The organism is Streptomyces sp. NPDC102270 (assembly GCF_044766405.1).
In the GTDB taxonomy this organism is placed as follows: domain Bacteria; phylum Actinomycetota; class Actinomycetes; order Streptomycetales; family Streptomycetaceae; genus Streptomyces.
This window is the reverse complement of the sequence record NZ_JBIWLX010000011.1, coordinates 46,783-66,706: the sequence shown is the minus strand read 5'-3', so window position 1 is coordinate 66,706 and position 19,924 is coordinate 46,783. Positions and strand designations below refer to the sequence as shown.

The window sequence follows — 19,924 nt, the reverse complement described above, 5'->3', positions numbered from 1 at the left end:
GCCCGTCCTTCGACTCGCGTCGAGGTGTGGGCCGCTCCGACGCACTCCTCACCCGGTCCGGATGAGGAGTGCGCCCCGGGTGATCGCGTCTGTCTCGGTCGACGGCACCGTGCAGGCGTGGGCGCCGGCCACCGCGCCGTACAGGGCGCACCGGTGCGGGGGCTCGCCGGTCAGGCGGCCGAAGAGGAAGGTAGCGGCGACGACCACCTCGGCACGGCCGCGCCCGGCGATGTCGCGCAGGGTGTGCTCGGGGTCGGGGAGGGCGGCCGCGGACAGGAAGACCCCGTCGGCAGCGAGGGCCCATGACACCACCGTAGAGGGCACCACCCGGTGCCCCGTCAGTCCGTGAGGTCGGTCAGCTCGCGGTCCGATGTCTGCTCGACCCTGCGGCGGATGCCGAACCAGCCGCCCACCAGGAGTACCGCGATCAGCGGGATGAGCAGGAGCGTCCTGCGGCCGACCTCGGGGTCGTTCCACATCATGCCCAGGCAGGCCAGCAGGAAGGCGATCGTGGTGATCTCGGTGGCCGGGCTGAACGGGAGCCGGAAGGAGGGGCGAGTGAGCAGGCCCGTCCGGGCGCGGCGGACGAAGACGAGGTGGCAGACCATGATGATCACCCAGGTGCTGATGACGCCGAGGGAGGCGACGTTCAGCACGATCTCGAAGGCCTGGCTCGGCATCAGGTAGTTCAGGCCCACGCCGAGGACGCAGACCGCGCAGGTGAGCAGGATGCCGCCGTAGGGGACCTGGCTGCGGTTCATGCGGGCCGTGAACTTCGGGGCCGAACCCGCCGTCGCCATCGAGCGCAGGATGCGGCCCGTGGAGTACAGGCCCGAGTTCAGCGAGGACATCGCCGCCGTCAGGACCACCAGGTTCATCACGTCACCGGCCGCCGGAACCCCGATCTTCGACAGGACGGTGACGAAGGGGCTCTCGTCGGCCGAGTAGAGCGAGGCCGGCAGGAGCAGGGCCAGCAGGACGACCGAGCCGACGTAGAACAGGGCCACCCGCCACATGATCGAGTTCACCGCGCGCGGGACGACCTTCTCCGGCTCCGCCGTCTCCCCCGCCGCGACACCGACCAGCTCCAGCGCGGCGTACGCGAAGATCACGCCCTGCATGACGAGGACGACCGGCATCACGCCGTGCGGGAAGGCGCCGCCGTTGTCGGTGATCACGCTCGTGCCGGGTGTCCCGCCGCCCACCTCGTGCTGGGTGACCAGCAGGAAGATGCCGATCAGCATGAAGCCGACGAGGGTGGCGACCTTGATGATGGCGAACCAGAACTCCATCTCGCCGAAGATCTTCACCGAGATCAGGTTCACGGTCAGCACCACCGCGAGGGCGATGAGCGCCAGCGTCCACTGCGGGATGTCGGTGAACAGGCTCCAGTAGTGCGTGTAGAGCGCGATCGCGGTGATGTCGGCGATGCCGGTCGTCGACCAGTTCAGGAAGTACATCCAGCCGGCGACGTAGGCGCCCTTCTCGCCGAGGAACTCGCGCGCGTACGACACGAAGGAGCCCGAGGACGGGCGGTAGAGGACCAGCTCGCCCAGGGCGCGGACGACGAAGAAGGCGAAGATGCCACAGACCAGGTAGGCCAGCGCCAGCGCCGGGCCCGCGGTGTGCAGTCGTCCGCCGGCGCCCAGGAAGAGGCCGGTGCCGATCGCGCCGCCGATGGCGATCATGTTGACGTGGCGGGCCTTGAGGTCCTTGCTGTAGCCGGCGTCGCCCGCGTCGGCGGGCGCCTGGGCCACGTCGGTGCGGGAGGCGGCCTGTGCCGATTGCACGGCGTCCTTGCTCACAGGTGGTTCCACTCTCTGGTGCGCCCCGGCAGGTCTCGCCCGGGTCTCCGGACGTGCGTCGGCCCCTGCCTCCTGGCACAAGGCACCGGCCGAGGGCTCGCCTTCCCTCGAAACGCCCCCGCACGCGGTGGCGGACATCACAGAGGGAGGCACCTCACCTGATCGGAGAGGAGCTGCCGACCGGGTGTCACAGCAGTGGTGAGACAGCGATACTGCTGCACATGACGACCGCCCCCTCCCCCGATGCCGATGCCGATGCCGAGGAGCCGGCCCTCACCGTCGACGAGCTGGCCGCGCGGGCGGGGGTCACGGTCCGCACGGTCCGCTTCTACGGCACCCGAGGACTGCTGCCGCCGCCGGTGATCGGTCCGCGCCGGGTCGGTCACTACGGCCGCGAGCACCTCGCGCGCCTCGCGCTGATCGAGGAGCTGCAGCACCAGGGGATGACGCTGGCGGCGATCGAGCGGTACCTGCAGCAGCTCCCGGCCGACCTGAGCGCCCATGACCTCGCGATCCACCGGGCGGTCGTGGCCTCCTGGGCCCCGGACGTGGTGGAGCGGGTGACGCGCGAGGAACTCCGGCGGCGGGCGGGGCGGGCGCTGAGCGACGACGACCTGGAGCGGCTCGCCGCGATGGACGTCGTACGGCGGGACGGCGACGGCTACCGCGTCGACCTCGGTCTGCTCCGGCTCGGCGTCGGACTGCTCGACGTCCCGCTGTCCCATGAGGCGATCCTCGCCTCGCGGAAGGTGCTCATCGAGCACTCCCGGGCCGCCGCCCACGAGTTGTCGCAGCTGTTCCGGGGCGAGGTGGCACAGCGGGACGCGCAGGACGTGAGGTCGCTGTCCGCGCACATGGAACCCCTGGTCGTGCAGGCCCTGTTGACGACGTTCCAGCGGTCCCTGAAGGAGGAGCTGCGCCAGTGGACGTCAGAGGTGGGCGGGGCGTCCTGACAAGGTGAGGGAGCCCCGCATGCCGGGCGAGCCGACATCGCTCGCCCGGCGTGCGCGGCGTCCGTCTCACTCGTCCGCGAAACGGCCCCCGTTCTCCGCCTTCTCGACCAGCAGCGCCGGAGGCGTGAAGCGCTCGCCGTACCGGTCCGCCAGTTCACGCGCGCGTGCCACGAAGCCCGGCAGGCCGCCCTCGTAGCCGTTGATGTACTGGAGGACGCCGCCCGTCCAGCCGGGGAAGCCGATGCCGAAGACGGAGCCGATGTTGGCGTCGGCGACGGAGGTCAGGACTCCCTCCTCCAGGAGCTTGACCGTGTCCAGGGCCTCGGAGAAGAGCATGCGTTCCTGCATGTCCTTGAAAGGCACCGTCTCGGAGGGGGTCTCCGATCCCGCACGCGTGAAGTGTTCACGCAGGCCCGGCCACAGGGAGGTGCGCCTGCCGTCGTCGCCGTAGTCGTAGAAGCCCCCGCCTCCGCTGCGGCCGGTGCGGCCGAACTCGTCGACCATGCGGTCGATGACCGCCTCGGCGGGGTGGGGGGTCCAGGTGCCGCCCGACTCCTCGACCGCCTGCCTGGTCTCCTTGCGGATCTTGCGCGGGAGCGTCAGCGTCAGTTCGTCCATCAGCGACAGGACCTTCGCCGGGTAGCCCGCCTGCGCCGCCGCCTGTTCGATCGACGCGGGCTCGATGCCCTCGCCGACCATCGCCACGCCCTCGTTGAGGAAGTGGCCGATCACACGGGAGGTGAAGAAGCCGCGGGAGTCGTTGACGACGATCGGGGTCTTCCTGATCTGCCGCACCAGGTCGAAGGCGCGCGCCAGGGCTTCCTCGCCGGTGCGCTCGCCCTTGATGATCTCGACCAGCGGCATCTTGTCGACCGGTGAGAAGAAGTGCAGGCCGATGAAGTCGTTCTGGCGTTCCACGCCCTCGGCCAGCGCGGTGATCGGCAGGGTCGAGGTGTTGGAGCAGAGCAGCGCGTCGGGCTCGACGATGTGCTGGATCTCCTGGAAGACCTTGTGCTTCAGCGCCGTGTCCTCGAACACCGCCTCGATGACCGCGTCGCAGCCGGCCAGGTCCTGCGGGTCCGCCGTCGGCGTGATGCGGGCCAGGAGCGCGTCCGCCTTCTCCTGCGTCGTACGGCCGCGGGAGACCGCCTTCGCGCAGAGCTTCTCCGAGTAGGCCTTGCCCTTGGCCGCCGCCTGCGGGGACACGTCCTTGAGGACCACGTCGATGCCCGCTCGGGCGCACGAGTACGCGATGCCCGCGCCCATCATCCCGGCGCCGAGCACGGCCACCTTGCGGACCTGGCGGGGTGAAACGCCCTTGGGGCGGTTGGCGCCGGAGTTCACCGCCTGGAGGTCGAAGAAGAACGCCTGGATCATGTTCTTCGAGGTCTGGCCGGCGGCCAGCTCGACGAAGTAGCGCGCCTCGATGACCTGCGCGGTCTCGAAGTCGACCTGGGCGCCTTCCACCGCGGCCGCGAGGATGCTGCGCGGGGCCGGGTAGGGCGCGCCGTTGGTCTGCTTGCGCAGGCTCGCCGGGAAGGCGGGCAGGTTCGCCGCGAACTTCGGGTGGGCGGGGGTGCCGCCGGGGATGCGGTAGCCCGGCCTGTCCCAGGGCTGCTGGGACTCGGGGTTGGCCTCGATGAACGCGCGGGCCTTGGCGAGGAGCTCGTCCTGTGTGGTGGCCACGTCGTCGACCAGGCCGTTCTGCAGGGCGCGCTGCGGGGCGTACTGGGTGCCCTGGAGCAGGACCTTCAGGAGGGCGTCGGCGATGCCCAGGAGGCGTACTGTGCGGACGACTCCGCCGCCGCCGGGGAGGAGGCCGAGCGTGACCTCGGGGCAGCCGATCTTGGAGCCGGGGGCGTCGAGGGCGATCCGGTGGTGGCAGGCCAGGGCGATCTCGTAACCGCCGCCCAGGGCCGCGCCGTTGATCGCGGCGACGACCGGCTTGCCGAGGGTCTCGATCCGGCGCAGGTTGCGCTTGATGGCGAGGCCGCCGTCGAAGAGGTCCTGCGCGGTCTCAGGTGTGACCCGGATGAGGTCGCGCAGGTCGCCGCCCGCGAAGAAGGTCTTCTTGGCGGAGGTGATGATGACCCCGCGGATGGTGTCCTTCTCGGCCTCCAGGCGGTCGGTGATCACCGCGAGCGAGTCGCGGAACGCCTGGTTCATGGTGTTGGCGGACTGGTTCGGGTCGTCGAGGACGAGGGTGACGACGCCCGTGCGGTCCTGTTCCCAGCGGATGGTCGTGGGCTGAGTGCTCATGTGGAAGTGCTCCGTGTGATCCGTCGTATCCGTGGGAGGGGGTCAGATGCGCTCGACGATCGTGGCGATGCCCATGCCGCCGCCCACACAGAGCGTCGCGAGGCCGTACCGCTTGTCCTGGCGCTCCAGTTCGTCGATCAGGCTGCCCAGGATCATGGCGCCGGTGGCGCCGAGCGGGTGACCGAGCGCGATCGCGCCGCCGTTGACGTTGACCTTGTCCAGCGACAGGCCCATGTCCCGCACGAAGCGCAGGACGACCGCCGCGAAGGCCTCGTTGATCTCGACGAGGTCGATGTCGTCGATGCTCAGCCCGGCCTTGGCGAGCGCCTTGCGGGTGGCGGGCGCGGGGCCGGTGAGCATGATGGTGGGCTCGGAGCCGGAGACCGCGGCGGAGACGATCCGCGCGCGCGGGCTGAGGCCGTAGCGCTCGCCGACCTCCTGGGAGCCGATCGCGACCAGCGAGGCGCCGTCCACGATGCCGGAGGAGTTGCCCGCGTGGTGGACGTGGTCGATCTTCTCGACCCAGTGGTACTTCTGCAGGGCCACGGCGTCGAAGCCGCCCAGGTCGCCGATGTCCGCGAAGGACGGCTTGAGCCCCGCGAGGGAGTCGGCGGTGGTGCCGGGGCGCAGGTGCTCGTCGTGGTCGAGAACGGTCAGGCCCGCGCGGTCCCTCACGGGGACGACGGAGCGGTCGAAGCGGCCCTCCTTCCAGGCCGTCGCGGCACGCTCCTGACTCAGAGCGGCGTATTCGTCGACGTCACGCCGGGAGAATCCCTCGATCGTGGCGATCAGGTCGGCGCCGATGCCCTGCGGCACGAAGTTGACGGCGAGGTTGGTCATCGGGTCGTTGAACCAGGCGCCGCCGTCGGAGGCCATCGGCACCCGGGACATCGACTCGACACCGCCCGCCAGGATCAGGTCCTCCCAGCCCGAACGCACCTTGGCGGCGGCCAGGTTGACGGCCTCCAGGCCCGAGGCACAGAAGCGGTTCTCCTGCACGCCCGCGACCGTGTCCGGGAGGCCCGCGGCGATCGCGGCGGTGCGGGCGATGTCGGAGCCCTGGTCGCCGACCGGGCTGACGACGCCGAGCACGATGTCGTCGACCGCCGCCGGGTCCAGGTCCGGGAAGCGGGCGCGGATCTCGTGGATGAGTCCGACGACCAGGTCGATGGGCTTGGTGCCGTGCAGGGCGCCGTTCGCCTTGCCGCGGCCGCGCGGGGTGCGGATCGCGTCGTACACGTACGCTTCGGTGCTCACGAGGAAGCCTTTCAATGAGGGTCAGCTCAGCAGGGAACGGCCGATGATCTCCTTCATGATCTCGGTCGTGCCGCCGTAGATGGTCTGGATCCGGCCGTCGGTGAAGGCCCGCGCGACCGGGTACTCGCTCATGTAGCCGTATCCGCCGTGCAGTTGCAGGCAGCGGTCCGCGACCCGCTTCTGGAGCTCGGTCGCCCACCACTTGGCCATGGAGGCATGGACGGCGTCCAGTCCCCCGTCGCAGTGGTCCTCGACGCAGCGGTCGACGAACGTCCGCGTGACGGCGCACTCCGTGGCCATCTCGGCTATCTCGAACCGGATGTGCTGCTTGGTGGCGAGCGGCCGCCCGAAGGCCTCGCGCTCCTTGACGTACTCGGTGGTGATCTCCAGGAGGTGCTCGGCGGCGGCGATCGCGGCGACGGCGATACTCAGGCGCTCCTGCGCGAGGTTGGTCATCAGGTGCCCGAAGGCGCCGTCGCGCTCGCCGAGGAGGTTCTCCTTGGGCACGCGTACGTCGTGGAAGAACAGCTCGGCCGTGTCCTGGGCCTTCTGGCCGATCTTGTCGAGGTTGCGGCCGCGCTCGAAGCCGTCCATGCCGCGCTCGACGACCAGCAGCGACAGTCCGCGGGCCCCGCCCTCGGGGGTGGTCTTCGCGACGACGATCACCAGGTCGGCGATGATCCCGTTGGAGATGAAGGTCTTGGAGCCGTTCAGCACCCAGTGGTCGCCGCGGTCCTGCGCGTGTGTGCGGATGCCCTGGAGGTCGGAGCCCGCGCCGGGCTCGGTCATGGCGATGGCGGTGACGAGCGAGCCGTCGCAGAAGCCGGGCAGCCAGCGGCGCTTCTGCTCCTCGGTGGCGAGGCCGGTGAGGTAGGGCCCGATGACGTCGTTGTGCAGGCCCAGGGCGAGCCCGGGAGTGCCCGCGCGCGTGAACTCCTCGGCCAGGACGGTGGCGTAGCGGAAGTCGGTGGTGCCGCCGCCCCCGAACTCCTCGGGCACGGCGAGTCCGAGCAGGCCCCGCTTGCCGGCCGCCCCCCAGGCCTCGCGGGAGACGATGCCGTCCTTCTCCCACTGCGCGTAGTGCGGCAGGACCTCCCTGGCCAGGAAGGCGCGCACGGTCGCGCGGAACGCGTCGTGCTCGGGCGCGAAGAGCTGCCGCTTCATTCAGGGCCTTTCAGAAGATCCGGTACGTCCCAGTCGCGTGCCACGTCCGCCGAGTGGGCGCCGGCCCGGGCGGGCCCGGTGCGGACGGCCGTGGGGGTCGCGGAGAAGCGGGGCGCGGGGGCGGGCTGGGTGATGCCGCCGTGGTCGGTGAAGGTGCCGCGGGCGGCGAGGTGCGGGTGGTGCGGGGCCTCGCGCAGCGACAGCACGGGCGCCACGCACGCGTCGGTGCCCTCGAAGACGGCCGTCCACTCGTCTCTCGTACGGGACGTGAAGCGGGCGGTGACCGCCTCGCGCAGGTCGCCCCAGCGGGTCCAGTCCTTGCGGGCGTCCGCGAAGTCCGGCAGGCCGAGCAGGTCGAGGAACAGGTCGTAGAACTGCGGCTCCAGCGCGCCCACCGCCATGTACTTGCCGTCGGCGGTCTCGTAGGTGCCGTAGTACGGGCAGCCGCCGTCGAGGAGGTTGGCGCCGCGCCGGTCCTGCCAGCCGCCGGCCGCGGCCATGCCGTGGAGCATCGCGGAGAGGTGGGAGGTGCCGTCGACGATGGCGGTGTCCACGACCTGGCCGGTGCCGGTCGCGCGCGCGTGGTGCAGGGCGGCGAGGACACCGACGACGAGGTAGAGGGAGCCGCCCGCGTAGTCGCCGAGGAGGTTGGCGGGGACGGCCGGGGGGCGATCCGGTTCGCCGATCAGGCCGAGGGTGCCGGTGAGGGCGATGTAGGCGATGTCGTGCCCGGCGCGCTGGGCCAGCGGCCCCTCCTGGCCCCAGCCCGTCATGCGGCCGTAGACGAGGGCGGGGTTGCGCGCGTGACAGTCCTCGGGGCCGACGCCGAGGCGTTCCGCGACGCCGGGGCGGTTGCCCTCGATGAGGATGTCGGCGCGGGCGGCGAGGTCGAGGACGCGGGCGGGGCCGTCCGGGGACTTCAGGTCGACCACCACGGAACGCTTGTTGCGGTTGGTGACGTCGTACTCCTGCCTGATCGCCAGGCCGACTCCGCCGGGTCGGTCGACGCGCACGACGTCGGCGCCCAGGTCGGCCAGGAGCATCGCGGCGAACGGGCCCGGCCCGATCCCGGCCAGCTCGACGACGCGCACGCCGGTGAGCGGCCCCTGTCCTGGCGTCGTCGCCATCCGGCCCCCAGAAGTCCCACGGGTACGACACAACCGATGTAACACCAGCGATGCTAAGAACGTGTTCCACCGAGCACAAGTCCTGAGCGAGCAAGCGCTTAGCCAATTGTCGGGGGTCAGCGTCCGTCCAGCTCGGCTGTCAGCCGCTTCGGCGCGATCGCGCGGTAGCTCTCCTCCACCCAGTCGCACAGCAGCTCCGCGGCCGGGACGCCCTTGCCCTCCAGCGGGACGCGCACCCAGCCGGCCCTGCCCAGGCCGTACCCGGACGGCGCCGCGCCGGGACAGGCCAGCGCGTGCGCGTGGACGGCCTCGTCGGTGAGCTTCACCGTCATGCCCGGCGGGTGGCTGCCGTCGTCGACGCCGAGGAAGACGAACACCTTCCCCTTGACCTTCGCCACGGACTCACCCCACGGGAACTCCTCGACGGCTCCCGGCAGCCCGAGGACGAATTCACGCACTTTCTCCCTCTTCCTCAGGGCGTTTTCGGGCACGGTCACCTTCCACCTCCGGGCTCGTCGTCGGGCTCCCCACTCCTCACGCTAGCCTCGGCCACCGACAACGGCGCGTGGTGCGGACCGAGGAGTGTCATGAGCAGGCTGAACGGAACGGACCGTCCGTACGACATCGTGCTCTTCGGAGCCACCGGCTTCGTCGGCACACTGACCGCGGAGTATCTCGCCGCGCACGCCCCCGAGGGGTTGCGCTGGGCCGTCGCGGGCCGCAGCGAGCGAAAGTTGGAACGGCTGCGCGAACGGCTGACGGGCGGCGAGAGCGTCGGAGTGCTGCGCGCCGACGTGGCCGAGCCGGGCTCGGTGCGCGAACTCGCCGCGCACGCGCGCGTGGTGGCCACGACCGTGGGGCCGTACGTGAACTACGGCGAGGACCTCGTCGCGGCCTGCGCGGACACCGGCGCCGACTACCTGGATCTGACCGGCGAGCCGGAGTTCGTGGACCTGACGTACGTCCGGCACGACGCACGCGCGCGGGAGACCGGCGCGCGCCTTGTGCACGCCTGCGGGTTCGACTCGATCCCGCACGACCTGGGTGCCTACTTCACCGTCCAGCAGTTGCCCGAGGGCGTGCCGCTGACGGTCGACGGGTTCGTCACCGCCGACGCCACCTTCTCGGGCGGTACGTTCGCGTCCGCGCTGAACCAGTTCTCGCGGCTGCGGCCGATGCTGGCCGCCGAGCGGGACCGGCGGCGACACGAGCCGCGCCTGGTGGGCCGGCGTGCCGCCGCGCCGACGGGCGCGCCCCGGTTCGCCAAGGAGATCGGCGCGTGGGCGCTGCCGCTGCCGACGATCGACCCGCAGATCGTGCGCCGGTCGGCGAAGGCGCTCGATCGTTACGGCCCCGACTTCCGCTACCGCCACTACGCGGCCGTACGGCGTCTGCCGGTCGCGCTGGGCAGTGTGGCGGCGATGGGCGCGCTCGTCACGGCGGCCCAACTGCCGCCCGCGCGGCACTGGTTGTCCGACCGCCTCAAGCCGGGGGACGGGCCGAGCGCGGAGAAGCGCGCGAAGAGCTGGTTCTCGGTGCGCTTCGTCGGCGAGGGCGGTGGCCGGCGGGTGTTCACGGAGGTCGCGGGCGGCGATCCGGGGTACGACGAGACGGCGAAGATGTTCGCCGAGTCGGCCCTGTCCCTGGCCCTCGACGACCTTCGGGAGACGTCCGGCCAGGTCACCACGGCGGTCGCGATGGGTGACGCCCTGATCGAGCGGCTGCGACGGGCCGGGATCACCTTCCGGGTGGCCTCGAGCCGGTGAGCGCGGACCGTGCACTCGGGCCTGGCATACCGGTGAACCGGGCCTAGAAGGACCAGCCCGCCACCGTGTAGATCATCCCCACGATCCAGCCGAGCCCGGCGAGCACGCCGAGGACCAGCGCGGCGGTCACGGCGCGCTCGACGGGCCGGTTCGGGTCGGCGAGGGGCTTGGCAGAACGGTGGGTCACGCGGTGCGTCGTCATGCGGGACAGCCTGCCGAGCACACCGGGGCACCCACATCCGTACAGATACTCAGACGACGTACTCAGTCCCCCCTCAGGCCCCCTGCCGGGACGTCGCCTCGCGCAGCGCCCGACGGCACAGTGCGTCCGCCCTGCGCGTCGTCTCCGGCAGGCGATACGCCGGCGTGAGCGCGAGGGTGTGGGCGCAGGCGTTGCCCAGGCTCACGCGGTGGCCGACCGAGACGAAGACCGGTTTCACCGCCTCGCGCGTGCGCAGGGCCCGGCCGACCTCCTCCGAGCCCGCCAGCAGCGGCGTCCACGCGCCGCGCCGGGCGCCGGGATCGTCGTACGTGAAGGTGAACGGGTTCTTGGCGACCCCGATCGTCGGCAGGCCGGTGAGGACGCCGAGGTGGCTCGCGAGGCCGAAGCGGCGGGGGTGGGCGAGGCCGTAGCCGTCGCAGACGACCAGACCGGGCGGGCACGGCAGGGCGTCGAGGGCGGCGAGGACCGTGGGGATCTCCCGGAAGGCGAGCAGGCCCGGGACGTACGGGAAGGAGATCCGGCCCACCGCGGTCGCCTCGGCCACGACCTCCGAAGTGGCCGCGTCCAGCACCACGGCCGCCGCCGCGACGACGTCCCGTTCGTCGTCGTAGGCCACGTCGACCCCGGTGACATGACCGGTGCCCGGCGGCGGGCCCGTCTCGTCGAGGACCGTGCTCGCCCTCAACTCGTCCTGGACCGCGCGGGCCTGCTCCTCGGTCGCGGGCCAACCCGCGGGAATGTCCACTGTCGTCATGGTGGGGACGAGCGTACGGCGGGGCGGCGTAGGCTCGCGATCATGTTCGTACTGGAACTCACCTACACCGCCGCGCTCGATGCCGTGGACGCCGTACTGCCGGCGCATGTCGCCTGGCTGGACGAGCAGTACGAGAAGGGCGTCTTCCTGGCGTCCGGGCCCAAGAACCCCCGCGACGGCGGGGTGATCGTCGCCGTCGCGGAGGACCGTGCGCGGATCGAGGAGATCGCCGCGGGCGACCCGTTCGTCGCGGCCGGGGTGTGCGCTTACCGCGTCACCGAGTTCGCCGCGACGAAGACGGCCCCGGCGCTGGAGCCGTACCGGGAGACGCCCGGCTGACGGTCAGCCCTTGTTGCCGAGGGCGCGCTGGAGCTGGCTCTTGTTCATGTCCGAACGGCCTTTGACGCCCTTGCGCTTGGCCTCCTCGTAGAGCTGGTCGTACGTCGGACCCTGGGAGCCCTTGCCGGACCGCTGGCCGCCCCGCTTGCCGGACGACATGTCCTGGGTCGAGGTGCGGCTGGCGGTCTTGGACTCGCCGGAGCGGGCGCGCTCCTTGTTGACCGTCCGCGCCGCGATCTCCTTGGCCCGTCCGGTGCTCTCGCCCCGGTCCTGGGCGCTCTCCTTGATGTGCTCGTACTGGCGTTCGCGCTTCGAGTTGGAGCCGGCTGGCATGGGGGATCACTCCTTTCGCCGTCGGCGACCGGGTACCCACATTCCGCCACTCATTTCTCCAGACGAGCCACTCGCCCCTTCTCCCCGGCCGCCCAGCAGCCGCCGTCGGCCGTGCAGTCCACGGTGTCGTACGAGCCGGTGTCCACGGTCCGCCAGGTCCGGCCGCCGTCCCCGGTGAGGTCCGTGCCGGTGGGGCCGACCGCGAGGGCTGCCGTGCGGCTGTGCGGGAGCCAGGCCACTCCGGAGCGGTAGGCGGTCACCGGGGCCGCGGCGGGCCGCCAGGTCGCGCCGCCGTCGTCGGTGCGGGCGGCGGCCTGGGGAGAGCTCTGGTCGGCCCGGTAGTCGCCGCCGACCGCGAGTCCGTGGGCGCGGTCGCGGAAGGCGAGCGCGAAGACGCCCTTGGCCGGGTCGCCCGCCGGGATCGGCGTGTCGGACGCCGTCCAGGTCAGCCCCCGGTCGGCGGAGTGCAGCACACGCGCGCGTGCGGCGCCGCCGGTGGCCAGCCAGACGTCCCGGGGCCCGGAACTGACCAGGCACTGGCCGCTCGCCGCGAAGCCCGCCTCGCCGTCGAGTGCGGCCGGCATGCCCTTGTCCGGCAGCACCTTCCAGGAGCGGCCGCCGTCGGAGGTCGACAGCACACGGAACTTCCCGTCCACCGGGTCGCTCATGGCCAGGCCGTGGCGGCGGTCGAAGAAGGTGAGGCAGTCGTAGAAGGCCTTGGCGTCGGTGTTGCGGAAGGACTCGGTCCAGGTCGCGCCGCCGTCCTCGGTGCGGTAGAGGCGGGACGCCTCGCCCTCCCCGATGGCCAGCACCACCGCCCGGTGCGCGTCGAAGGCCTCGATGTCGCGGAACTGGAGCTCGGCGGCACCGGGCGGTGAGACGTTTCGCCAGCTTGCCCCGCCGTCCGTGGTGCGCAGCACGGTGCCCTGGGTGCCGGCCAGCCAGGCGGCGTTGCGGCTGACCGCCGACAGCCCGCGGAACCGCACCTCGGGGGTGCCGCTGTCCTTGAGCGCCCAGTGCGGTGTACGGCCGTCCGGGTCGTGCGCCTCGGCCGGTACGGCGGTCAGGGCGGCCAGCGCCGCCGCCGAGACCGCGCCCGCGGTGATGGTCCGGAACACCGGACCCGTTCGTCTCTTGCCTCGCGTGTTCCCCAAGCGCCTCATGGCGGGCGAAGCTAGCCCACGCTCCCGGTGCCGTCCAGATGCCCTCGGCCGCCCGCCGAGCGGTGCGCGGGGTGTCACAAGTGACTCTCGGGGCACGGGAGAAGGACCGGATCCCACCGGGGCATGAAGACGGTGACAGAGGTCACTCGACTTTCGTGTACACGGATTGGCTCATTCCGACGTCTCTTCCAGTGCCCGTCCCACCCCGGAAGCCCAACCAGCCGTCACAAGGGAGCAAGGCGTTGTCCACCGTCATCGAGCAGCCCGTAGAGGCCCGTCTCGTCGCCGCGGCACCGCGGATGCCGAGCATTCCCGCCACCCTGCACTACGACCGCTGTGATCCGTTCGCCGTCCGTATGACCTTCCCCGCCCCGGCCACCCTGGAGGGCGTCGAGGTCTGCTGGACCTTCAGCCGCGAACTGCTCACCACCGGCCTGCACGAGCCCGAGGGCCACGGCGACGTCCGGGTGCGGCCGTACGGCTACGACCGCACCGTTCTCGAGTTCCACGCCCCCGAGGGCACCGCCGTCGTGCATGTGCGCACGGGAGAGCTGCGCCGGTTCCTGGAGGCCACGAACGACCTCGTGCCGACCGGTCTGGAGCACCTCCAACTCGACCTCGACCACGACCTGGCCGAGCTGATGCGCGACGCGCACTGACGCGGTCGCCATGGCGGGCGTTGCGCTCGCCGTGGTCGAGCCCGCCGGCCGGCACGTCGTACGTCCCCGCCCCCAGCAGCTCCCGCGCGGCGCGGCGGACCAGAGCGTGCGCGGCCCGAGTGAGGCCGGATCGGCGACGGACGGGGCGCCGGGTCCGGCCATGACGTTCAGCGGACGGTCGGTCCCGTCGACGAGGAGCTCGACGGTCCCCGGGTCGACGGTTCCGGCGCCGGGCAGGGACGAGTCGATACGGGCGTTGACGAGCAACATGCCCTCCATGTCGGCCACCGCCCGGGCCGCAGCGGTTCACCCCCGCAGGACGAGCGGGGTGTCGGGGACGTGCAGGGAACGGAAGGCGAGGGCGCGCTCGCGGAGCGTGTCCTGGTTCGTCATGCGCCTGGCCCGACCGGCTTCGCCCGCGACAGCGCCGGCAGGCTCCGCCGTCGACGTTCAGGCGCGCGCCGTCACCGAGGCCGCCGCCCCGCGCACCCCGTGGACCAGCTCCCGCAGCACTGGAGCGACCTGCCCGCTGCGCTCGATCAGCTCCTCGACCCGTGTCTCGGGGCGTTCCCCGCGGGGCAGCAGGGTGCGCAGCCCGGCCGCGGCGGCGAGCGCGACGAGGGCCGCGTCCCGGTCGGAGACGTCCACGCCCGGCACCGGTCCCCGCAGGACCTGCCGGGCCTCCTCCTGGAGCGCCTCCACGACCACCGGGCGGGCCAGGTCGTACTCCACCGTGGGGAACAGCCAGAGGGCCCGCCTCTTCCGGGCGCGCAGTTGTCCGCCCGCGGTGAGCTGTTCCCGTACGGCGTCCAGGGTGATCCGGGTGTGCGGTGTCACCCAGCCCCGCCACCGGTGCGGCCGGGATTCGCGGACCAGTTCGAGCAGCCCGTCCAGCACGGGGTCCCCGGTCTCGGCGTCCATGTCGACGGGGGTGGCGATGCCGTCCTCGTCGAGGAGCAGACCGCGCCGGGCCAGCTCGGTCAGGGCCCCGGCCCGCACCAGCTGGGGCACCTGGCCAACGCCGGCGGTCTCGGCCTTCGAGGTGTCCCATGCCAGCAGATAGAGGTGGGCCGGCAGAGAGAGCGAGCCGTCGGGCACGGGGCCTCCTAAGGCGCATTAACTCGTTGACAGCCCTAGGGCCGCCTCGTACGGTGTAGAACGCTTCTGTTGCCGTCGATCGGAGAAGGACGTTGCTCGTCTGAGGTCCTGAGACACCGTGTCACACACCTGAGGTGTGTGCGCCGCGTGCGACCTCGGCATACGAGCCGTTCCGACGAGCAGGACCTGGTCCGTGCCCTCCGGTTTTCCGTCGTCTCCCGTGGTCGCGGGTGTCTCGATACGCGTTTGCCCCTTCTCGCTTCGAGCAACCGCGGAGACTTGTATGTCTGCTTCCATCACCTGCACCTCGCTCACCTTCTCCTGGCCCGACGGCACCCCTGTCCTCGACGGCCTCGACATCGCCTTCGGCCCCGGCCGGACGGGCCTCGTCGGCGTCAACGGTTCGGGAAAATCAACCCTGTTGAAGCTGATCGCCGGTGAACTCACCCCGGCCGACGGCGCCGTGCGCGTCGCGGGCGAGGTCGGATACCTCCCGCAGAACGTCACCCTCGACACCGGCCTGAAGGTCGACGAGGCGCTCGGCATCTCCGCTCAGCGCGCCGCCCTGCACGCCATCGAGGCGGGTGACGTGGCGGAGGAGCACTTCGAGACGGTCGGCGACGACTGGGACGTGGAGGAGCGGGCCCTGGCCACCCTCGGTGAACTCGGGCTCGGGCACGTCGGGTTGGACCGCGGGATCGGCGAGGTCTCGGGCGGCGAGTCGGTGCTGCTGCGGCTGGCGGCACTGCTGTTGCGCCGCCCGGACGTCCTGCTCCTCGACGAGCCCACCAACAACCTCGACCTGTACGCCCGCAGGCGGCTGTACACGGCCGTCGCCTCCTGGCCCGGGGTCATGGTCGTGGTCAGCCACGACCGCGAACTCCTCGACCTGGTCGACCAGATCGCCGATCTGCGCGCGGGCGAGGTCACCTGGTACGGCGGCAACTTCTCCGCCTACGAGGAGGCCCTCGCCGTCGAACAGGAGGCGGCCGAGCGGATGGTGCGGGTCGCCGAGTCCGACTTCCGCAAGCAGAAGCGCGAACTGGCGGACGCGCAGGTCAAGTTGGCCCGGCGCAAGCGATACGGCCAGAAGATGTTCGAGCAGAAGCGAGAGCCGAAGATCGTCATGGGGGCGCGCAAACGCTCGGCGCAGGAGTCCGCGGGCAAACACCGCATCATGCACGAGGAGAAGCTCGCCGGGGCCAAGGACCGGCTCGACGAGGCGGTGGAGGCCGTACGGGACGACGACGAGATCCGCGTCGACCTGCCGTACACGGCCGTGCCGCCGAGCCGTACGGTCCTGACCCTCATGGACCTGGAACTGGCCTACGGCGCACGGGTCAAGGGCGGTTTCGATGTGCGAGGCCCCGAGCGGGTCGCGCTGATCGGGCGCAACGGCGCGGGCAAGACGACGCTGCTGCGGACGATCGCCGGGGAGCTGTCGGCGGTGTCGGGAGAGGCGACGGCGCATGTGCCGCTGCGGTTCCTGCCCCAGCGCCTCGACGTCCTCGACGGTGAGCTGTCGGTCGCAGAGAACGTGGCCCGGTTCGCGCCGGGCGCCACCAACAACCGGGTGCGGGCCCGTCTCGCCCGCTTCCTGTTCCGGGGCGCCCGGGCCGACCAGCAGGCGTCGACGCTGTCCGGCGGCGAACGCTTCCGGGCGACGCTGGCCGCGCTGATGCTGGCGGAGCCCGCACCCCAGCTGCTCATGCTCGACGAGCCGACGAACAACCTCGACATGGCGAGCGTGCGACAGCTGACCTCGGCCCTGGAGTCGTACGAGGGCGCGCTGATCGTGGCCAGTCACGACCCGCCGTTCCTGGAGTCGATCGGTGTCACGCGCTGGCTGATGCTGGACGGAGAGCTGCGGGAGGTCACTCCGGAGACCCTGGAGCTCCCGGGGTAGCGTCCGCGGCGGCGGCGGGATCACCTCAGGCACTCCACGTCGTGCGCGTGCGGTGCGGCGGCGCTCTGAGCCGTGGAGCGTCTGCCGTGCGCGTCTCAGGAGGGGCACAGCCTGGGCACGGGGGTTTTGTCGACACGGACCGGCGCTGCATGATGGCTGACCGGCGCCCGTCACGGGAGCCGTCCCTGTCCCGCCGATACGGAGTTCCCTCGTGCCCAGCAAGAAGGCCCTCGTCCGCCGCCCCAGCCCCCGCCTCGCCGAAGGTCTGGTGACGCACGTCGAGCGGGAGAAGGTCGATGTCGAGCTCGCGCTCGAACAGTGGGAGGCGTACGTCGAGGCGCTGCGCGCGCACGGCTGGGAGACCGTCGAGGTGGACCCGGAGGACGACTGCCCGGACTCGGTGTTCGTCGAGGACACCGTGGTCATGTACAAGAACGTCGCGCTGATCGCGCGCTCCGGCGCCGAGTCCCGGCGCGAGGAGACCATCGGCGTCGAGGAGGCCGTGGCGCGTCTGGGCTGCTCGGTGAACTGGGTCTGGGAGCCGGGCACCCTGGACGGCGGCGACGTGCTGAAGATCGGCGACACGATCTACGTCGGCCGGGGCGGGCGCACCAACGCGGCCGGCGTCCAGCAACTGCGGGCCGCCTTCGAACCGCTCGGGGCGCAGGTCGTCGCCGTACCGGTGAGCAAGGTACTGCACCTGAAGTCGGCGGTCACCGCGCTGCCCGACGGGACCGTCATCGGGCACATCCCCAAGGTGGACCGGCCCGCGCTCTTCCCGCGCTTCCTGTCCGTGCCGGAGGAGGCCGGCGCCCACGTCGTCCTGCTCGGCGGCCCCAAGCTGCTCATGGCCGCGAGCGCGCCCAAGACCGCGGAGCTGCTCACCGACCTCGGATTCGAACCGGTGGTGGTGGACATCAGCGAGTTCGAGAAGCTCGAAGGCTGTGTGACGTGCCTCTCAGTACGGCTGCGGGACCTGTACGCCTGACCGGGCGGGCCCGTCATTCCAGCGGCCCCGACCTGCGGTTCCGGGACCGCGTGTCATGTCCGGGGAACACGGCTGATCAGGGATCTTTTACGGCGTTCTTAACCTACGGTCTCGTAACCTACGGTTTCGTAGCCTACGATTCCGTAAGTTATCGGCACCGCTCGCCGACCCCCTCACATGTTTGCCGCGTCCCCCTGGAGTACCTGTGACGATCACTTCCCCTCACCTCGGCAGCCCGTCCTCGGCCTGGACCGACGCCCGTCTGCTGTACGCGTTGGAGGAAGTCGTCGAGAACGAACTCAACCGGCACCTGAAGGTCACCAAGGACTGGATGCCGCACGAGTACGTGCCGTGGAGCGACGGCCGCAACTTCCCCGGTTTCTTCGAGGACGGCGAGGCCTGGGAGAAGGGGCAGTCCAAGGTCACCGAGATCGGCCGGATCGCCCTGGTCGTGAACCTCCTCACCGAGGACAACCTCCCCAGCTACCACCACGAGATCGCCTCGCTGTTCGGCCGTGACGGTGCCTGGGGCACCTGGGTGCACCGGTGGACCGCCGAGGAGGGCCGGCACGGCATCGTGATGCGGGACTACCTGCTCGCCTCCCGCGCGGTGGACCCGGACCAGCTGGAGCGGTTCCGGATGGCCCACATGAGCGAGGGCTTCGAGTCGGACAACCGCCACTCGATGCTGCACTCGGTGGCCTACGTCTCCTTCCAGGAGCTCGCGACCCGCGTCTCGCACCGCAACACCGGCCACCAGTCCGGGGACCCGGTCTGCGACCGCATGCTGGCGCGCATCGCCACCGACGAGAACCTGCACATGGTCTTCTACCGGAACCTGCTGAAGGCGGCCTTCGAGCTCGCGCCCGACCTCACCATGATGGCCGTGCGCGACGTCATCGTGAACTTCCGGATGCCCGGCCACGGCATGCCCGGCTTCGAGCGGGCCGCCGCGCAGATGGCGATCGGCGAGATCTACAACATGCGCATCCACCACGACGACGTCATCCAGCCGGTCCTGCGCTTCCTGAAGGTCCTCGAGATCGACGGTCTCGGCCCCGAGGGCCTCAAGGCCCAGGAGGAACTCGGCCTGTACATGAGCGGTCTGGACTCCGAGGCGTCGAAGTTCGACGAGAAGCTGGCGGCGCGCAAGGCGCGGATGGCGGCCCGCGCGGCAGGGGCCTGACGCCGGTCCGGTCGGCCGCCGAATCGCCGGTGTGGGCCGCATGCCGAATATCCGGTGCGGGCCGCCCGTCGGCCGGGGCGTCATGCGGCCATGCGTGACAACAGCATGGACCAGCGGGCCGTCGGCTTCCTGCTGGGCCTGATCGACGCCGACTCCGCCGCACGAATACGGCGGCGGGTCGGCGCGCCGCCGCCGGGCGCGAACGCACACCGGGTTGCCCACGCCGTCCTCAAGCGGACCCCGGTCCCGTCCTCCGTGCTGGTGTGGATCCTGGAGGAGGACGACCCGAAGCTCACCACGGCCGTCTACGGGCACGCTTCGGCCGACCCGACGATGCGGCGGGCGGTGCTGCGGGGCGTGCCGTTCGGTCCGGGCCGCACGGGCCCCTGCCCGTGGACCGCGTCCTGCTCAAGCACGCGGACGAGCCCGGCGGGAAACGGCTGGTCACCAGCAGTTCCGCGCCGTCCCGGAGCATCATCAGGGCCAGCTGGAAGCCGATCTTCACGCGGCCGCCGGTGAGCAGCGCGCGGCGCCCCTCGAGGTCGGTGGTCAGGGCCCGGCGGGCCGTGTTGTCGGCGGCACAGCGCGGGCAGAGGCGGTGGCAGAAGGCGTCCACCTGTCGATAGGACGACTTGCAGACAGAGCAATTGCGGGGCTTGCGGTAGACGCCCGCCTCGCCGGACGCCGTCAGGGGCGCGTCCTCGCGCCGGTCGTGGGCGCCGGTCGCGGTGGCCGCCATCGCCCCCGCGTCGGCGGCCACCGTCTCGGCACCCCGTGCCTTGCGCCGCCGCAGCCGCCCGTCCCGGGCGAAGGACGCGGCGACCTGCTCGGCGCGCAACCGCACGGGGTCGTCGACGGGCAGCTCGCGCAGCCTGCCGACCATGCGGTGGAAGGCGGCCAGCTCGCCCTCGTCGATCGTGTCCCCCATGCGTCCCCGCCCCGTT

Annotated in this window: 18 protein-coding genes and 2 pseudogenes; 7 read left to right on the top strand and 13 right to left on the bottom strand. The window is 71.5% G+C overall.

What is annotated here, in order from left to right; genetic code table 11:
- Positions 1-48 precede the first annotated feature (48 nt).
- Together ACIRP7_RS23770 and ACIRP7_RS23765 are read right to left on the bottom strand one after the other, a co-directional pair.
- Positions 49-303: pseudogene (locus ACIRP7_RS23770) on the bottom strand (adenosine kinase); the annotation flags it as partial.
- A 35-nt stretch (positions 304-338) separates the two neighbouring features.
- On the bottom strand, positions 339-1,805 hold the full coding sequence (locus ACIRP7_RS23765; RefSeq protein ID WP_403662912.1) for an amino acid permease: 1,467 nt from the start codon (positions 1,803-1,805) through the stop codon (positions 339-341).
- Between the two features lie 221 nt (positions 1,806-2,026).
- Between ACIRP7_RS23765 and ACIRP7_RS23760 the strand changes: the two genes are divergently transcribed.
- A complete protein-coding gene (locus ACIRP7_RS23760) occupies positions 2,027-2,758 on the top strand; it encodes a MerR family transcriptional regulator (RefSeq protein WP_403662909.1) in 732 nt (243 codons plus the stop codon).
- Between the two features lie 66 nt (positions 2,759-2,824).
- Here the strand turns inward: ACIRP7_RS23760 and ACIRP7_RS23755 are convergent, their stop codons facing one another.
- The 5 genes from ACIRP7_RS23755 to ACIRP7_RS23735 all read right to left on the bottom strand — a co-directional run bounded on the left by ACIRP7_RS23755 (position 2,825) and on the right by ACIRP7_RS23735 (position 9,062).
- The gene (locus ACIRP7_RS23755) at positions 2,825-5,017 is read right to left on the bottom strand and encodes a 3-hydroxyacyl-CoA dehydrogenase NAD-binding domain-containing protein (protein WP_403662906.1); all 2,193 of its coding nucleotides are present in this window, start codon (positions 5,015-5,017) and stop codon (positions 2,825-2,827) included.
- Between the two features lie 42 nt (positions 5,018-5,059).
- Positions 5,060-6,274 carry an acetyl-CoA C-acetyltransferase gene (locus ACIRP7_RS23750; RefSeq protein WP_403662903.1) on the bottom strand — a complete coding sequence of 405 codons (1,215 nt, stop codon included), beginning with the start codon at positions 6,272-6,274 and terminating at the stop codon, positions 5,060-5,062.
- 21 nt (positions 6,275-6,295) lie between these two features.
- Positions 6,296-7,438 carry an acyl-CoA dehydrogenase family protein gene (locus ACIRP7_RS23745; RefSeq protein WP_403662900.1) on the bottom strand — a complete coding sequence of 381 codons (1,143 nt, stop codon included), beginning with the start codon at positions 7,436-7,438 and terminating at the stop codon, positions 6,296-6,298.
- Positions 7,435-8,565, bottom strand: a complete 1,131-nt coding sequence (locus ACIRP7_RS23740) for a CaiB/BaiF CoA transferase family protein (RefSeq protein WP_403662897.1) — start codon at positions 8,563-8,565, stop codon at positions 7,435-7,437. The genes ACIRP7_RS23745 and ACIRP7_RS23740 overlap by 4 nt, the downstream gene beginning before the upstream one ends.
- Positions 8,566-8,681: 116 nt before the next feature.
- Positions 8,682-9,062, bottom strand: coding sequence for an MmcQ/YjbR family DNA-binding protein (locus ACIRP7_RS23735; RefSeq protein WP_403662894.1), 381 nt, complete (start codon positions 9,060-9,062; stop codon positions 8,682-8,684).
- A gap of 90 nt (positions 9,063-9,152) precedes the next feature.
- Between ACIRP7_RS23735 and ACIRP7_RS23730 the strand changes: the two genes are divergently transcribed.
- Positions 9,153-10,331, top strand: coding sequence for a saccharopine dehydrogenase family protein (locus tag ACIRP7_RS23730; RefSeq protein ID WP_403662891.1), 1,179 nt, complete (start codon positions 9,153-9,155; stop codon positions 10,329-10,331).
- Between the two features lie 43 nt (positions 10,332-10,374).
- On the opposite strand, the gene mmpA is transcribed toward ACIRP7_RS23730, so the two are convergent.
- Both mmpA and ACIRP7_RS23720 read right to left on the bottom strand, forming a co-directional pair.
- Positions 10,375-10,533, bottom strand: a complete 159-nt coding sequence (gene mmpA / locus ACIRP7_RS23725) for a morphogenic membrane protein MmpA (protein ID WP_403662888.1) — start codon at positions 10,531-10,533, stop codon at positions 10,375-10,377.
- Between the two features lie 73 nt (positions 10,534-10,606).
- Positions 10,607-11,308 carry an endonuclease V gene (locus tag ACIRP7_RS23720; RefSeq protein WP_403662886.1) on the bottom strand — a complete coding sequence of 234 codons (702 nt, stop codon included), beginning with the start codon at positions 11,306-11,308 and terminating at the stop codon, positions 10,607-10,609.
- A gap of 42 nt (positions 11,309-11,350) precedes the next feature.
- Between ACIRP7_RS23720 and ACIRP7_RS23715 the strand changes: the two genes are divergently transcribed.
- Entirely contained in the window at positions 11,351-11,647 is a 297-nt protein-coding gene (locus ACIRP7_RS23715; RefSeq protein WP_403662883.1) for a YciI family protein, read from the top strand.
- A 3-nt stretch (positions 11,648-11,650) separates the two neighbouring features.
- Here ACIRP7_RS23715 and ACIRP7_RS23710 read toward each other — a convergent pair whose 3' ends face one another.
- Entirely contained in the window at positions 11,651-11,980 is a 330-nt protein-coding gene (locus ACIRP7_RS23710) for a plasmid stabilization protein (RefSeq protein ID WP_352380776.1), read from the bottom strand.
- A 50-nt stretch (positions 11,981-12,030) separates the two neighbouring features.
- Positions 12,031-13,143: a WD40/YVTN/BNR-like repeat-containing protein gene (locus tag ACIRP7_RS23705; RefSeq protein ID WP_403662880.1), complete on the bottom strand. Its 1,113-nt coding sequence runs from the start codon at positions 13,141-13,143 to the stop codon at positions 12,031-12,033.
- Between the two features lie 242 nt (positions 13,144-13,385).
- On the opposite strand from ACIRP7_RS23705, the gene ACIRP7_RS23700 reads away from it, so the two are divergent.
- Positions 13,386-13,802: an SsgA family sporulation/cell division regulator gene (locus tag ACIRP7_RS23700; protein ID WP_403662877.1), complete on the top strand. Its 417-nt coding sequence runs from the start codon at positions 13,386-13,388 to the stop codon at positions 13,800-13,802.
- A gap of 450 nt (positions 13,803-14,252) precedes the next feature.
- On the opposite strand, the gene ACIRP7_RS23695 is transcribed toward ACIRP7_RS23700, so the two are convergent.
- Positions 14,253-14,900: a GPP34 family phosphoprotein gene (locus tag ACIRP7_RS23695; protein WP_403662874.1), complete on the bottom strand. Its 648-nt coding sequence runs from the start codon at positions 14,898-14,900 to the stop codon at positions 14,253-14,255.
- A gap of 283 nt (positions 14,901-15,183) precedes the next feature.
- Between ACIRP7_RS23695 and ACIRP7_RS23690 the strand changes: the two genes are divergently transcribed.
- The 3 genes from ACIRP7_RS23690 (at position 15,184) to ACIRP7_RS23680 (ending at position 18,980) form a co-directional block, all read left to right on the top strand.
- On the top strand, positions 15,184-16,806 hold the full coding sequence (locus ACIRP7_RS23690; RefSeq protein WP_403662871.1) for an ABC-F family ATP-binding cassette domain-containing protein: 1,623 nt from the start codon (positions 15,184-15,186) through the stop codon (positions 16,804-16,806).
- 211 nt (positions 16,807-17,017) lie between these two features.
- A complete protein-coding gene (gene ddaH / locus ACIRP7_RS23685) occupies positions 17,018-17,794 on the top strand; it encodes a dimethylargininase (protein ID WP_403662868.1) in 777 nt (258 codons plus the stop codon).
- Between the two features lie 205 nt (positions 17,795-17,999).
- Complete coding sequence (locus tag ACIRP7_RS23680) at positions 18,000-18,980, top strand: acyl-ACP desaturase (RefSeq protein WP_352380790.1); 981 nt, start codon at positions 18,000-18,002, stop codon at positions 18,978-18,980.
- Between the two features lie 403 nt (positions 18,981-19,383).
- Here the strand turns inward: ACIRP7_RS23680 and ACIRP7_RS23675 are convergent.
- A pseudogene (locus ACIRP7_RS23675) lies at positions 19,384-19,908 on the bottom strand (short-chain dehydrogenase); the annotation flags it as partial.
- Between the last annotated feature and the right edge of the window lie 16 nt (positions 19,909-19,924).